The 13,822-nt window shown below is 72.6% G+C and carries 9 protein-coding genes; all 9 read left to right on the forward strand.

The features are described 5' to 3' along the window. Positions 1-67 precede the first annotated feature (67 nt). The 9 genes from pstS (at position 68) to ACFV9O_RS11470 (ending at position 13,731) form a co-directional block, all read left to right on the forward strand. Positions 68-1,789: a phosphate ABC transporter substrate-binding protein PstS gene (gene pstS / locus ACFV9O_RS11430; protein WP_385415507.1), complete on the forward strand. Its 1,722-nt coding sequence runs from the start codon at positions 68-70 to the stop codon at positions 1,787-1,789. Beyond that, positions 1,786-4,356, forward strand: coding sequence for a hypothetical protein (locus tag ACFV9O_RS11435; RefSeq protein ID WP_385415509.1), 2,571 nt, complete (start codon positions 1,786-1,788; stop codon positions 4,354-4,356). The genes pstS and ACFV9O_RS11435 overlap by 4 nt, the downstream gene beginning before the upstream one ends. 96 nt (positions 4,357-4,452) lie before the next feature. After that, positions 4,453-5,451 carry a hypothetical protein gene (locus ACFV9O_RS11440; RefSeq protein WP_385415512.1) on the forward strand — a complete coding sequence of 333 codons (999 nt, stop codon included), beginning with the start codon at positions 4,453-4,455 and terminating at the stop codon, positions 5,449-5,451. A gap of 133 nt (positions 5,452-5,584) precedes the next feature. Continuing rightward, positions 5,585-7,159: an Ig-like domain repeat protein gene (locus tag ACFV9O_RS11445; RefSeq protein ID WP_385415514.1), complete on the forward strand. Its 1,575-nt coding sequence runs from the start codon at positions 5,585-5,587 to the stop codon at positions 7,157-7,159. A gap of 125 nt (positions 7,160-7,284) precedes the next feature. Continuing rightward, entirely contained in the window at positions 7,285-9,213 is a 1,929-nt protein-coding gene (locus ACFV9O_RS11450; protein ID WP_385415516.1) for a WxL protein peptidoglycan domain-containing protein, read from the forward strand. 51 nt (positions 9,214-9,264) lie between these two features. Further along, positions 9,265-10,158: a hypothetical protein gene (locus tag ACFV9O_RS11455; RefSeq protein ID WP_385415519.1), complete on the forward strand. Its 894-nt coding sequence runs from the start codon at positions 9,265-9,267 to the stop codon at positions 10,156-10,158. A 109-nt stretch (positions 10,159-10,267) separates the two neighbouring features. After that, on the forward strand, positions 10,268-11,248 hold the full coding sequence (locus tag ACFV9O_RS11460) for a sortase domain-bontaining protein (RefSeq protein ID WP_385415522.1): 981 nt from the start codon (positions 10,268-10,270) through the stop codon (positions 11,246-11,248). A 62-nt stretch (positions 11,249-11,310) separates the two neighbouring features. Continuing rightward, a complete protein-coding gene (locus ACFV9O_RS11465; RefSeq protein ID WP_385415709.1) occupies positions 11,311-12,132 on the forward strand; it encodes a phosphate ABC transporter ATP-binding protein in 822 nt (273 codons plus the stop codon). 297 nt (positions 12,133-12,429) lie between these two features. Further along, positions 12,430-13,731, forward strand: a complete 1,302-nt coding sequence (locus ACFV9O_RS11470; RefSeq protein WP_385415523.1) for an MFS transporter — start codon at positions 12,430-12,432, stop codon at positions 13,729-13,731. Positions 13,732-13,822 lie beyond the last annotated feature (91 nt).

A 13,822-nucleotide genomic window follows, 5' to 3' on the forward strand; every position in this document is an offset into this window, starting at 1 on the left:
CCCCCGCACCGCCGTGCACCCCCCCGCACCGCCCCGTACCGACCTCACCGACCAGGAGTCACCAGCCATGCCCGGATCGCCTCCGGCAACGACAGCACGCCTCCTCCCGAGGGTCGTGACCGCCTTCGCTCTCGTGGCCGCCCTCCTGCTCGGCGCCGCGATGCCGGGCGCCGAGCCCGCCGTCGCCGCCACGTACGTCCCGATCTCGGGTGCCGGATCCACCTGGAGCCAGAACGCCCTCGACCAGTGGAAGGGCAACGTCAAGCAGTACGGCATGACGGTCAACTACAACCCCACCGGGTCCTCCGACGGCCGTAACCAGTTCCGCAACGGCACCGTGGACTACGCCGTCTCCGAGATCCCGTACGGCATCAAGGACTCCGGCGTCGTCGACTCGCCGCCGTCCCGCAAGTACGCCTACATGCCGATCGTGGCCGGCGGAACCTCGTTCATGTACAACCTCACGATCGGCAACAAGCGCGTGACCAACCTCCGGCTGTCCGGAGACGTCGTCGCCAAGATCTTCACCGGGCAGATCAAGAGCTGGAACGATCCGGCGATCAAGGCCGACAACCCGGCGCTCGCCTCGGCGCTGCCCGCCCGCCGGGTCGTGCCCGTGGTGCGCTCGGACGGCTCCGGCACCACCGCGCAGTTCACCAAGTGGCTCAGCGTGCAGTACGGATCCGTGTGGGACGCCTACTGCCGCAAGGCGGGCCGCCAGACTCCGTGCGGGGAGACGTCGACCTTCCCGGTCCTTCCGGGCAGCGGCTTCGTCGGCCAGGCGGGCTCGAACGGAGTGTCCGGCTACGTCTCCGAGGAGGGCAACGTCGGCACCATCACCTACGTCGAGTACTCCTTCGCGGTGTACACCACCGGATTCCCGGTGGCCAAGGTGCTCAACAAGGCCGGGTACTACACCGAGCCGACCGCCAGGAACGTGGCGGTGGCCCTCACAAAGGCGCAGATCGAGGAGAACCCGTCCTCGCCGAAGTATCTGACGCAGAAGCTCGAAGCCGTCTACAACGACACGGACAAGCGCACCTACCCGCTGTCGAGCTACAGCTACATGATCATCCCGACCAAGGCGGAGTCCAACTTCAACGCCCAGAAGGGCAAGACCCTCGGCGCCTTCGCGTACTACTTCCTCTGCCAGGGGCAGCAGCGGGTCGACAGTCTCGGCTACTCGCCACTCCCGATCAACCTCGTGACGGCCGGGCTCCAGCAGGTCCGCAAGATCCCCGGCGTGGCCCCCGAGAACATCGACATCAAGAACTGCCGCAACCCCACCTTCTCCAGCGACGGCACCAACACGCTGGCCAAGACGGCGCCCTACCCGCCCGCGTGCGACAAGCAGGGCCCGACCCAGTGCTCCACCGGCACGGGCGGCGCCAAGGCCCCGACCACCGTCAACGGCTCGGGCTCCGGCTCCGGCGGCGGTTCGTCCGGGTCCGCCCAGGGCACCACGGGCGGCGGCAGCACCGCTTCCGGCGGCTCGACCGCCGGTACGGGCGGCAAGGGAGCGGGCGGTACGACGTCCGGCACCGGCAGTGGCGGGGCCACGGGCGGCCCCGGTGGAGCCACGATCGACCCGGACACGGGCCAGGTCATCGGGGACAACGGCGCGGCGGCCGGCGGCAGCGGTGACGCCTTCGCCGTACCCGTCACGACCTCCCGCGGCATCGGCGGCGGGACCCAGACCGCGCTCATGGCGGTGGCGGGCGTGCTGCTGGTGGTGCTCACCGTCGGACCGCCGCTGCTCAACCGGCGGCTGAAGCGGGGCACGTCATGATCGCCGCGCTCCGCCGCTTCGTCAGGACGTCGGCCGCCGTCGCGCTCGTCCTGCTCTCCGTGATCGGTGCCGCCGTGCTCGCCTCGGCCCCGCGGCCCGCCGACGCCGCCGACCGGGCGGCCCTGGCCGCCGCCGGGGAGGGCTCCGCGGTGACCGTCTCCGGACAGGGCCCCTACGCGGACCTGAAGGTGACCGTCGGCCAGACCCGGAACCTGGTCAACCAGGCGGTGAGGATCACCTGGCAGGGCGGCGCCCCGACGGTCTCGGACACCACCTATGCCGCCAACTACCTCCAGATCATGCAGTGCTGGGGCGACAAGGCCACCGGACCCGACCCCGAGCAGTGCCAGTTCGGAGGCTCGTCCGCGCAGGACGTCGGCGGCACCGCCGGAGCGTTCACCAACACCCGGCAGCTGACCTACGGCGGACTCAGGGACCCGTCCCAGCAGCTTCCTCCGGCGAGCGGCACCGGCATCTCGTACGTCGCGTTCAGATCCGTGAGCGGCGATGTGAGCCCGGAGGGGAACTGGAACGACTTCTACGACGTGAGCACCACGAACGAGGTCCCGCACGCCCGCACCGGTCCCGACGGCAAGGGCGAGGTGTACTTCGAGGCCCAATCGGCACTGGAGGCGCCGGGCCTTGGCTGCGGTGAGGTGCCGGCCGGAGCCTCGAACGGGGCGCCGGGCCGGTCCTGCTGGCTGGTCGTCGTGCCGCGCGGCGAGATTGAGGTCGACGGCAGTTCGTACCGTGCGCAGCCGAGCGGACTGCTGCAGTCGTCGCCGCTCACCGCGAGCAACTGGAAGCATCGTCTCGTCGTGCCGCTGAGCTTCGAACGGATCGGCAACTTCTGCCCGATCGGCGCCGACGAACGGGCCGTCCTCAGTCACGAGATCGCCAAAGAGGCCATCGAACGCTGGCAGCCGGCCCTGTGCCGGACCGGCAGCAGGACGATCTACGGCTACTCACCGGTGACCGACGACACCGCCCGCGCCCATCTGGTCTCCGACAAGCCCGGCATGGTCTTCCTGGGCCGCCCGGCCACCGGCGACCAGGTGCCCGCAGGACCGAAGCCCGTCTACGCGCCCGTGGCACTGTCCGGACTGACCATCGGCTTCTTCATCGAGAGCCAGTCCGGCTTCAGCGCGCCCGCCGAGGTCAGGGCACGCGACGGAGCACGGCTGACCAGTCTCCACCTCACCCCGAGGCTCGTCACCAAGCTGCTCACCGAGTCCTACCAGGACGGCAACTCGCGCTTCGCTCCGAGCACCGCCGAGAACCCCTTCAACCTCGCCTACGACCCCGAGTTCCGCAAGCACAACCCCGCCTACAAGGACCTCGAGTTCCGCGGCAGCCTCGGCGACGCGCTCGTGCCCGAGGCCGTGTCCGACGCGGCGTGGCAGCTGTGGAACTGGGTCGACCAGGACCCGGCCGCCCGCGAGTTCCTGAACGGGACCCCCGACAACCAGGGCCGGCACGGCGACCCCGCTCTCTCGGGAATGAAGGTCAACCCGCACTACAAGGGCATCGAGCTGCCGCGGAACGACTTCCCCAAGAGCGACCCGTTCTGTCAGCAGTTCGCCGACCACCCGGACAACCCCCTCTGCATCCAGGACAAGCACCCGTACGCCCACAACATGCACGAGGCCGCCCATGCCGCCGCACGCGGCGACACCCTGGCGCGGGCCAACTGGGACGGCACCGCCACGCCCCCCGGCTACAAGAAGACGCCCCCGCAGCCCGCGGGCAGGCGGGCGGTCCTCGCCGTGACCGACACGGCGTCGGCGAGCCGCTACGGGCTGGTGACGGCGAAACTCCAGAACGCCGCAGGCCGCTTCGCCGGCCCCGACGAGGCCGGACTGCTCGCCGGCCAGGCCGCGATGAAGCCCAGCGGCGTCGCCGGAGTGCTGAGCCCCGACCCGGCGACGAAGGCCCGGAACGCCTACCCACTCACCCTCCTCACGTACGCCGCGACCGTGCCCGAGCGGCTCGCCAAGAAGGAGGGCCAGGACTACGCGGCGCTCCTGAAGTACGCGGCGGGTGCGGGCCAGCAGCCGGGTGTGGCGGCCGGAACCCTTCCCGAGGGGTACGTCCCGCTGCCGCAGAGCCTGCGCGCGCAGACCCGTGCCGCGGCCGACGCCATCGCGTCCAGGGCGGGCACCTCGTCCGCCGGACCCGGCGGCGACGCGGGCGGCTCCGGTTCCGCGGGCGGCTCGGACACGTCCGGCGGCGGTACGGCAGGCAGCGGCGCCGACACGAGCGGAGGCGCCGGGGCGGCCGGTGGGCAGCCGGCCGCGGCGGCAGGCGCGGGGGCGTCCCCGTCCGCGGCCACGCAGCCGTCCGGGAAGCCGTCGTCGGGCGCGCCCGCCGCCGCCTCCGAAGAGCCGCTCATCCGCACTCCGGCCTGGGCGCTCGGCGCTCTGCGCTACGCCCTTCTGATCGCCCTCGTCGTCGGGCTCGCCGCCGCGGCCGGCGGCCACCTGCTGCCCAGGGTGGTGCCGCGCCTCGCGGCCGGTCTCGCGGCCCGGCGCGCCGGGGCCGACCGGCCCGGAAACCAAGGGAGGTGATGCCCGAACCCGAAACCTCGACAGGTCCGCGCCAACGAACTGTCAGAACACGCGCCGGGCACCACCCGGCGAAAGCCTATCCGAGAGGTAACGCACGTGAACAAGAGAAAGACAGCCATCGCCGCCGTCGGCATCGCCGGTCTTCTCACCGGCACCGTCTGCGCCAGCCAGGCCGTCGCCGACCCCTCCGGTCCGCCGCCCTACCGCCAGCTCTCCGGTGTCGGCTCCGACACCACGCAGGACGTGATGAACGGCCTGGCCAACACCATCACCATCGGCGGCCAGAAGGTCATCGGCTCGTACGACGCCACCGGCTCGGCCCAGATCACCACCAAGGACCCCGCCAGCACCCCGGGCTGCACCATCAACCGCCCGAACGGGTCGGGCGCCGGGCGCACCGCGCTGCTGAACTCGCTGCAGGCGGACAACAAGTGCCTCGACTTCTCCCGGTCCTCCAGCCTCAACCTGGGCGCCGCGAACCCCGGACTGACCTACGTCCCGTTCGCCGTGGACGCGGTGAGCTACTCGATCACGCCCACCAGCACGGTGCCGCGCAAGCTCACGCTGAACGACCTCAAGGCCATCTACCACTGCGACCCCAACTACGTGGGCACCGCTCCCAACTACAGCCTGACCGTGTACCTGCCGCAGGCCGGCTCCGGTACGCGCAGCTTCTGGCAGTCCACGATGGGCATCACCGAGGCCGACGTGGTCGCCGGCGTCTATCCCTGCATCAAGGACACCAAGGGCGGCGCTCCCGTCCAGGAGCACGACGGCCGTGTCCTCGACGACAAGTCGATCGTCCCCTTCTCCATCGCGCAGTACAACTCGCAGGCCACGCAGACCATCGCGGACCTCCGCGGCCGCGCGATCCTCGGCACCATCGACGGTCTCGCGCCGAACACCCTCAACAGCAACTTCGGTGTGAAGCGCGACGTCTACAACGTCATCCCGACCAGCAAGATCGGGACGGCTCCTTGGAGCACCGTCTTCGTCGGCCCGGACGCCCTCATCTGCAAGCAGCCCGCCGTGATCAACACCTACGGCTTCGCGACCAACGCGAACTGCGGCGACACCAGCAAGCAGACGCCCTGACGCCTCGACGGCGCGCCTGCCCGGCGCCCCTTCCGTAGCGCTCCTCAGCACTCCTCTGCTGTGACCCAACCCCCCCATGCCTGACCCAACGCTTTCGTCCCTTCCGAATCCTTCGAAGAAGGAGAGCACGACTGTGTGGAAGAACACGCTCTCGCGGAGCCTGGCGGGCGGCCTTGCGAGCCTGGTGGCCGTGCTGGCGGGCGGCCTGCTCCTGGCCCCCTCGGCACACGCCGCCGAGATCGGCACCGCGGCGGTCACCCCGGCGACCGGCTCCGACACCTCCAGCATGTCGCTGACCACGTCGGGCCCCTGCCCGGACAGCGCCACCAACGTCATCGTCTCGGTGACCGGTTCGGGCTTCCCGGCCGGCGGCCAGAACGTGGTCGGCAACTCGCCGATCGGCACGTACGGATCGACCCCGGAGGGCGGGCTCGTCATCCCGCTGTCCCAGACGATGCGCGACTACGCCAACACGGCCGGATTCACCACCCTGACGGGCAAGTACACCTTCCTCGTGACCTGCCGTACGGCCTTCAACGGCACCAGCCTCGGTGACTTCCCGGCCTCGGTCTGGTTCACGTCCAACACGGCGTACCAGAACACCGATCCGGCCGCGGTCACGGACACCACCACCTCCCTCGCCGTCTCCCCGGCCGCCCCGGTGGACGCGGGCACCCCGGTGACGCTGACCGCGAACGTCGGCCCGGCCGGCGCCGCGGGCACGGTGCAGTTCCGCGACAACGGCGCGGCGCTGGGCAACCCGGTGACCGTCGCCGGCGGCCAGGCCCAGCTCACCACGAGCAGCCTGGGCGCGGGCACCCACTCCCTGACGGCCGTGTTCACGCCGTCGAGCGCCGCCTACAACGGGTCCACGTCGACCGCGGTCTCGTACACGGTCAACACCGCTCCGGCGACGGCGACCACGACCGCGCTGGCCGTCTCGCCCTCCGGCACCGCCGCGCAGTACAGCCCGGTCGGCATGACGGCATCGGTGGCGCCGGCCTCGGCGGCCGGTTCGGTCAAGTTCCAGGACACCGTGGGCGGTACGACGACCACGCTGGCCACGGTGCCGGTCGCCGCCGGTCAGGCGTCCTTCACCACCAGCAGCCTGGCCCCCGGTGACCACTCGTTCTCGGCGATCTTCGTCCCGGCCGACACCGCGGCGTACCTGGGCTCCGACTCCGGCGCGGTCCCCTATGTCATCGGCGCCTTCGCCGGTGTCACCGCCTCGCAGGACATCACCACGACCGTCGAGGCCGGTGCGCTGGTCATCAGCGTCGACAACCCGCACGTCACCCTGCCCTCCCCGCAGCTCAACGCCAACGGCGACCTGCTGTCCACCACGGGCGCCATCAACCCGGTCACGCTGACCGACACCCGCGCCGGAAACCCCGGCTGGTCCGTCAGCGGTCAGGTGACCGACTTCTCCGACGGCGGTACGCACAAGATCAACGGTCAGAACATCGGCTGGACGCCGAAGGTGATCGACAAGGGCGCGTCCCAGACCGTCACGGCCGGCGGTGCGGTCGCGGCGGCCAATGGTGTCGCCCCCGCGGACGCGGGCACGGCCGGACTCAAGTCCTCCCGTTCCCTCGCCACGGGCACCGGCCTGGGCACGGCCCACGTCGGCGCCGACCTGGCCCTCAACGCGCCGACCTCGACCGTGGCCGGCACCTACACGGCCACGCTCACCCTGACGGCCATCTGACCCCGTCGGATGGTTCCGGGCGGCCCCACCCCCAGGTACTGCCGCCCCCGGCCGGGACGGGCAGCGATGCCCGTCCCGGTCACACCTCCGCTCCAGCCGTTCCGCGCCCGATCGGACGACTCGACATGATCACCACCTCAGCCCGCCGTATCGCCGCCGTCCTCGCCGCCTGCCTCCTCGCCGTACTTCCGGCCACTGCCGATGCCGCGCCGGCCGCCACCGCGCCGGCCGCCACCGCGCCGGCCGCCACCGCGCCGGCCGCCACCGCGGTCCCGGCCACCCGGCAGAGCGACGGCGGACAGGGGCGCACCACGTTCGGCGTCCAGCCGTCCGCCGCCAGGAAGCCCGACGCGCGGCCGAACTTCTCGTACGGGGCGACCCCGGGCGCCGTCGTCAAGGACCACATCGCCGTCTTCAACTACGGCAACAAGCCGCTCACGCTCCGGGTGTACGCGGGCGACGCCTTCACCACCGCCGACGGCGGCTTCGACCTGTTCGCGGCGGACCACAAGCCGACCGACGTCGGCTCCTGGGTCAGGCTCGGCAAGAACGTGCTGAGCGTGCCCCGCCGCTCCCACGTGATCGTCCCCTTCACGATGACCGTTCCGCGCACCGCCACCCCCGGAGACCACACCGGCGGCATCGTCGCGTCGCTGTCGGCGGTGCGGACGGACGGGAAGGGCAGCAACGTCGCGGTCGACCAGCGGGTCGGCGCCCGGATCTACCTGCGGATCTCCGGCGAACTGAAGCCGCAGCTCGCGGTCGAGGACCTCCGCACGACCTACCACGGAACCGCCAACCCCTTCGACGCCGGCTCCGCGACGGTGACGTACACCGTGCGCAACACGGGCAACGTCCGGCTGGCGGCCCGTCAGGCGGTCCACGTGCGCGACGCGTTCGGCGGCGAGGCGGAGGTGGCGAAGGTCCGCGGCATCGCCGAGCTGCTGCCCGGCGCCGCCCTGAGGATCACGACCTCGGCCGACGGTGTCCTCCCCGCGGTACGAGACACCACCACGGTCACCGTCGACCCCGAGCCGGTGCGCGGGGACGTCAGGCACCGCATCCTGCCGCGCGTCACCCGCACCGCCGCGTTCGCGGCAGTGCCGTGGGCGCTGCTGATCGTGCTGCTGGTCGTCGCCGTGGCCCTGACGCTGTATCTCGTACGCAGGCGCCGGCGCCGCGGACCTCGGCCCGGCCGCCTCGCCGAGCAGCGCAGGACCGGTGCCGGTGCCGGTGCGAGCCAGGGCCTCGCCGCGTCGGCCGTGAGCCTGGCGGTGGTCCTGCTGGCCGCGGGCGCCGTCGTCGCGGGCACATCCGCCGAAGCGCGGGCGGCGGAGAGCGGGGGACTGGCCGTCACCCCCGCGCGGGGGAGCGACACCCAGCCCATCACCCTCACGGCGGCCGGACCCTGCCCGGCGAAGACGTCGAACGTCATCGCCCGCGTCTTCGGAGCGGGCTTCCCGCGCGGCGGGCAGATCGTCGTCGGCAACGCGCCGCTCGCCACCTATCCCAAGGCGCCCGGTGGCGGCCTGTCGATCCCGCTGATCTACACGATGCGGGACTACGCCAGCACGGCGGGCTTCACCACGCTGCGCGGCACCTACACCTTCACGGTCAGCTGCCTCAAGGGCGCCTTCGACCTGAGGAGCCTGCGGGACTTCACGGGATCGCTCCGGTTCACCGCGAAGGACGCGTACCAGGACGGTACGCGCGTCGCGGCCGTGGAGGGAACGGCCCCGGGCGCCGGGGCGCCGGGGCAGTCCGGACAGCCCGTACCGCCGAGCGTGTCGGGGGGCGGTACGGGCGCAGGTACGGAGAACGCGGCGGCCGGGAGCGCGGCGGGCCCGGCGGGCGCAGGCCCGGCGGCGCCCTCCGGGCCGGTGGCGGCCGCCGCGGTGGCCGACGACGCCGCTCCCCAGGACTCCGGCACGTCCTTCGTCGCCTGGTCGGCGGGCGGGTTCGCCGTCGCCCTGCTGGCTCTCCTCGCCGGTGTCGCCCACTGGGTGCGGGGCCGCCGGGCGCGTACGACCGCCGAGCCCGGACCGGGCGGCTGAACACCACCACCACACCTACGTCCTGATCCACTGTCGAGGGAGAAAAGCACCATGCCGAGCACACGCACCACCCGGCCGACCGCCGTCCTGATCGGCTCGCTGATAGCGGCGTCCGGCGCGGCGGGGCTGCTTGCCGCGACCACCGCGACCGCCGCGTACGCCGAGCCCGCCGGCTCGATGGAGGTGGCCCCGCCCACCGGCACGGACGTCAGCCTCATCACACTGACCACCTCGGCCGCCTGCCCGCAGGCGGCGACCAACCTCATCGTCTCGGTGAAGGGTGCGGGCTTCCCGGCCGAGGGCCAGAACGTGGTGAGCAACTCGCCCATCAGCACGTACGGATCGTCGCCCGGCGGCGGCATCATGGTGCCGCTGACGTTCACGATGCGGGACTACGCCAACACGGCCGGGTTCACGACCCTGCAGGGCCGTTACGACTTCACGCTGACCTGCCGCACCGCCTTCAACGGCACCAGCCTCGGCGACTTCTCCGTGCCGATCTGGTTCACCTCCAACACGGCGTACCGGAACACCGACCCGGCCGGTCCCTCCACGCCGCCCCCGTCCTCCTCGTCGCCCACGCCCAGTACGACGCCGACGGACACCGTCACGCCCACCGACTCCGCGACGCCGACGGACACCGCGTCCCCGACGGACACGGCCTCGCCCACGGACACCGCATCGCCGACCGACACCGCGAGCCCGACCGACACCGCGACCCCCGGCGGCGGCTCCCAGGGCATCACCACCCAGATCAGCGGCGGTGCGAGCGGCTCGGGTGACTCGGGCGGTCCGGGCGGCGGCAAGGGCTCCCTCGCGGCGACCGGCGCCGACGCGGCCGTGCTGGGCGCGGTCTCCGCCGCCCTGGTCGCTGCCGGTGTCACCGTCGTCCGCCGGGCCCGTCGGCGCGAGGAGTTCCCCGTCACCGACACCCCGAACGTCTGAGCCGGGGAGAGACACCGACCATGCACCTGATCACCGTCACCGTCACCGGCACGGCGAAGCGCGCCGGATACGCCGCGGGCTCCACCACCTCGACCTCGCGGAGGACCGGATGACGGCACCGGGCGCCGTGGCCGAGGCCGACACCGTGGCCCAGGGCGACCGGCCGCCACCGGCCGGCGGCCGAAGCGCCGGCGATCCGCCGGCTCCGGAGCCCGGCCGGGCGCGTCAGTCGCGCCCGGCCGCCGGCCCCGGACTGCGCGTCGCCAGTGCCGCGCTGGGCATCCTGGCCGCTCTGCTGCTCGGGTTCGTCGTCGATGCCGGTCTCGTGGGCCAGATACGCCACGCCCGCGACCGGCAGGTCGACTACGCGGACTTCCGCAGCGACCTGGCCAACGGGGTGGCCCCGGTCGGCCGTTCCGAGGGCGGTGGCCTGGCCGCCGCTCCGGGGGATCCGGTGGCGCTCCTGGAGGTCCCCGCGCTCCACCTGCGCGAGGTCGTCGGCGAGGGCACCACGGCGGAGGACCTGGCCCGGGGGCCCGGCCACCGCCGGGACACGACCCTGCCGGGCCAGGCCGGAGTCAGCGTCATCATGGGCCGCCAGGCCACCTACGGGGGGCCGTTCGGCCACCTGGGCGAGCTGAACACGGGGGACACGTTCACCGTGACCACGGGCCAGGGCAGGCACACCTACCGGGTCATCGGTCCGCGGCGGGCCGGCGACCCCCAGCCGCCCGCACTCGCCGCGGGACGGGGCCGGCTCACCCTCATCACCGCCGACGGCACCCCGTTCATGCCCCGCGGCATTCTGCGGGTCGACGCGGACCTGGTCTCGGACGTCCAGCCCACACCGGCTCCCTCCCTCCCGCCGGGCGCCCTGCCGGAGGACGAGAAGCCGATGGCCACGCAGCAGGCTGCCTGGCTGTCGCTGGTGCTGTGGGGCCAGGGCCTCGTGCTCGCGGCCGGCGCCCTGGCCTGGGCGCACGCCCGCTGGGGGCGGCCGCACACCTGGGTGGTCGGGGTGCCCCTGCTCGGTGCCCTGGGCCTGGCCGTCGCCGACCAGGCGCTGCTGCTGCTCCCCAACCTGCTGTGACCGAGTCTTCCGAGATTTCCGAAGGACATGCCGTGACCGAACAGACCACCCTCCCGCTGCCGGTGCACCCGGACGGGGCCGCCGGAGCCGCCGGAGCCACCGGAGCCGCCGGCGCCGCGCTCGACGCCCGGCGGATCTCGGCCTGGTTCAGCGACCACAAAGTCCTCGACCGTGTGTCGCTGACCATGCCCGCGAGTCTGGTCACGGCCCTCATCGGCCCCTCCGGCTGCGGCAAGTCGACCTTCCTGCGGATCCTCAACCGCATGCACGAACTCATCCCCTCCGCATCGCTCGCGGGTGAGGTGCTGGTCGACGGCCAGGACATCTACGCGCCCGGGCAGCGGCTGACCGAGGCGCGGCGCCAGGTCGGCATGGTCTTCCAGAAGCCCAACCCCTTCCCGGCGATGTCCATCTACGACAACGTCACCGCGGGCCTGAAGCTCACCGGGACCCGCATGGGCGGTGCGGCCAAGGACGACCTCGTCGAGGAATGCCTGACCAAGGCGGGCCTCTGGAAGGAGGTCCGCGACCGGCTGCGCCAGCCCGGCGGCGCGCTCTCCGGCGGTCAGCAGCAACGCCTGTGCATCGCCCGGTCGCTGGCCGTGCGACCCAAGGTGCTGCTGATGGACGAGCCGTGCTCGGCGCTGGACCCCACGTCCACGCGTCGCATCGAGGAGACGATCCGCGAACTGGCGCACGAGGTGACGATCGTGATCGTCACGCACAACATGCAGCAGGCGGCAAGGGTTTCGGACCAGTGCGCGTTCTTCCTCGCGGAGCAGGGGACGCCGGGGGTGATCGTGGAGCACGGCCCCACGTCGGCGATGTTCACCGCCCCCGCGGACCCGCGCACGGCCGACTACGTCGAGGGCCGCTTCGGCTAGGGCCGCGGCCTTCCCCTACCCGCCCCTTCCCGAACCGGGGGCAAGCCCCCAGACCCCGTGAGGGCTCTGTCTCCGGTCCGCCGACCGGACGGTACCGGATACGTCCCGGGGGTCTGGGGGCCTGCCCCCACGCGGTGGAGCCGCAGGTCGCCACAGCCGGGGAAGAGGAGGGGTGGGGAAAGGCCCCGCGCAGCGGTGTCGCCCGGCACCGCGTCGTAAGGGGCCCATGCCCATGCGTCCCTATACTTCGCCCATGCCGCCCATAGCTCACCGCCCCCGCCCCGCGGCCGTCGTCGTATGACCGACACCGGCACGCCAACCGGCACCCCCACCCCCACCCCCACGCGCAAGCGCCGTAGCCCCAGCCGGATCCTCGTCGATCTCACGCCGCTGCGGACCTCCGCCGACTACCGGCGGCTGTGGCTCGGGAACACCGTTTCGTGGATCGGGCAGGGGATGACCACCCTGGCGATCTCGCTCCAGGTGTACGACATCACCCGGTCCACCTTCTCCGTCGGGCTCGTCGGGCTCTTCTCGCTCGTACCCCTGATCGTCTTCGGGCTGTACGGCGGAGCCGTCGCCGACACCGTCGACCGGCGCAAGCTCGGGCTGTACAGCGCGAGCGGGTCCGCCGCGCTGTCGGCAGCGCTCGCCTGCGCCGCGTTCGCGGGGTTCCACCACGTCTGGTTCCTGTACGGCGTCGTCGCCCTGCAGGCCGTGTGCGCCGCTCTCAGCTCGCCCGCGCGGACCACGATGATCCCGCGGCTGCTGCCGCCCGAGCAGCTGCCCGCGGCCAATGCGCTGAGCTCCATGACGACGACGTCGGGGATGCTGATCGGGCCGATGCTCGGCGGGCTGATCGTCGGATACGGCGGCTACCAGACCGCGTACTTCATCGACGCCGTCGCCTTCGGCGCCGCGCTGTACGCCATGTGGCGGCTGCCCGCCATGCTGCCCGACCGGGACGGCGACGGCACGGCGAGGAAGCGGGCGTCGGTCCTCGACGGGCTGCGCTTCCTCGCCACCCGCCCGAACATCCGCATGACGTTCTTCTCCGACTTCTGCGCGATGATCCTGGCGCACCCACGGGCGCTGTTCCCCGCCGTCGCCGTGCTCTGGTACGGCGGTGACGCGCGCACCACCGGGCTCCTCGTCGCCGCGCCCGCCGTCGGGGCCCTGCTCGGCGGGGTGTTCTCGGGCTGGCTGGGGCGGGTCCGGCGGCACGGGGCGGCGATCCTGCTCGCCGTGGCCGCCTGGGGGACGGCGATCGCCGTGTTCGGGCTGACCAGGAACCTCTGGCTCGGGCTGTTCTTCCTCGCCCTGGCGGGCTGCGCCGACACCGTGTCCATGGTGTTCCGGCACACGATGCTCCAGGCTGCCGCGCCCGACGAGATGCGCGGGCGCCTGCAGGGCGTGTTCATCGTCGTCGTCGCGGGCGGGCCGCGCCTCGGGGACTTCCTCGCCGGGTCCGTCGCCGGACTGACCTCCCCCGCGGTGGCCGTCACCGGCGGCGGGCTCGCCTGCGTGCTGGCGATCGGTCTGCTCGCCCTGCGCGCACGGGGGTTCGTACGGTACGACGCGCGCGAGCCGACGCCGTAGGCGCACACCCGCAGCACACGCCCGCGGCACAAACTGCGACACACGTCCAGCCACACGCGGGCGACTGGCAGGTAACCGCCATGGCAGGTAA

It is taken from the genome of Streptomyces sp. NPDC059909 (assembly GCF_042730885.1).
GTDB lineage: Bacteria > Actinomycetota > Actinomycetes > Streptomycetales > Streptomycetaceae > Streptomyces.